The sequence below is a fragment of the Protofrankia sp. Cr1 genome, assembly GCF_963555865.1.
Classification (GTDB): Bacteria; Actinomycetota; Actinomycetes; order Frankiales; family Frankiaceae; genus Protofrankia.
Window position 1 is genome coordinate 1 of sequence record NZ_CAUVXO010000584.1, and the last position, 1,530, is coordinate 1,530.

Consider the following 1,530-nt stretch of genomic DNA (forward strand, 5'->3'; position numbering starts at 1 on the left):
CCAAGCAGGGTGGCGGCCAGCCGCAGCATCACGGCCACCCCCGACTTCATGTCGGACGTTCCGCAGCCGTAGAGCCGACCGTCCACGGCCCGGGCCGGCAAATTGTCCGCGATCGGCACGGTGTCGAGATGGCCGGCCAGCAGCACCCGGGTCGATCGCCCCAGCTCGGTGCGGGCGACGACGGCATCGCCGTCACGGTCCACCCGCAGTCCGGCGAGGTCCGCCAGCGCCCCTTCGACCAGGTCGGCCAGGGCGGCCTCGGATCCGCTCTCGGACGGGACGTCGACCAGGGCGCGGGTCAGCTCCGCCGCCGGGACGGTGAGGTCCAGCCGTGCGCCCGGAGGCCGTAGTCCCTGGTGCGCCAGTGGCGAGCTCTCAGGTGGCAACGCCGTGCTCCCGCAGGATGTCGTTGAGCGCGAGCTTGTCGTGGATCTCGCCTTCGGCCAGCGTCCGCAGCACCAGGACACACGGCATCGCGAAGTCCCCGGCGGGAAACGACTTCACCCGGCTCGACCCCACCGCCACCGCCCGCGCCGGGATCTCCCCGCGGGGATGCTCCTCGCCGGTGACAGCGTCGAACACGTGCGTGGACGCGGTCAGGATCGCGCCCGCGCCGAGCTTGGCCCCGCGGCGCACCCGGGCGCCCTCCACCACCATGGCGCGACTGCCGATGAACGCGTCGTCCTCGACCACCACGGGCCTGGCGTTCGGCGGTTCCAGCACCCCGCCGATGCCGACCCCGCCGGACAGGTGCACCCGACGCCCGATCTGCGCACACGAACCGACCGTCGCCCAGGTGTCGACCAGCGTGCCGGCACCGACGTATCCGCCGATATTGGTGTAGCTCGGCATCAGTACCGCGCCGGGTTCGATGTGCGCGCCCCAGCGGACGATCGCGCCCGGCACGACGCGGACCCCGTCGAAGGACGTCTTGAGCGGCACCCGGTCGTGATACCGGAAGTCGCCGGCGCAGGACTCGACCATCGACAGTACCCGGAACGCGAGCAGGATGGCGCGTTTCGCCCGTTCGTCCACGACGACGTCGCCGCCGCCGGTGACATGCGCGACCCGCGCCCTCCCCGCGTCCAACAGGTTGATCGCCTCGACCACGACATCGTGGACACTGCGGCCGTCCGGCGCCTCGGTGGCGTCGGGACGGTCCCACAACAGGTCGACGACCGGGTCTATCGCGGAATCGATGATCTCATCCGAGGTACTCACGGTCCCGACCCTAACGAGGCGACCACCTCTCGTGCCCCACCGGCTCCGGCAAGCGGTGGATCATCGGATGTCCGGCGGCTCCGTGGTTACCCGAAATCCGGGGCGGGCACCGTGGTCATCGCCCGGCCATGACACCGCCGGCGCTGCGGCCGGGGCCGTCCCCGGATCCACGGTGAGCTCCGGGGCCCCACCCCGGTACCGGCTCCCCGGCGGGTAGACGGGGTCCGGCCATCCCCCGGCCGTGGGCTGGCCACCGGTCGGCGGTCCGGCCTGCGGGAACGGCGGGACCGGATGCGCGCCGGTCTGGTA

At 72.5% G+C, this 1,530-nt stretch carries 2 protein-coding genes and 1 pseudogene; all 3 read right to left on the reverse strand.

Annotation, left to right across the window (positions count from 1 at the left end):
- On the reverse strand, positions 1-386 hold a 386-nt coding region (locus tag U9980_RS26215; protein WP_322770375.1), incomplete at its 3' end, for a M20/M25/M40 family metallo-hydrolase.
- Positions 376-1,221: a 2,3,4,5-tetrahydropyridine-2,6-dicarboxylate N-succinyltransferase gene (locus U9980_RS26220; RefSeq protein ID WP_322770376.1), complete on the reverse strand. Its 846-nt coding sequence runs from the start codon at positions 1,219-1,221 to the stop codon at positions 376-378. The genes U9980_RS26220 and U9980_RS26215, both read right to left, overlap by 11 nt.
- Before the next feature lie 60 nt (positions 1,222-1,281).
- Positions 1,282-1,530 (reverse strand): annotated as a pseudogene (locus U9980_RS26225) (hypothetical protein); the annotation flags it as partial.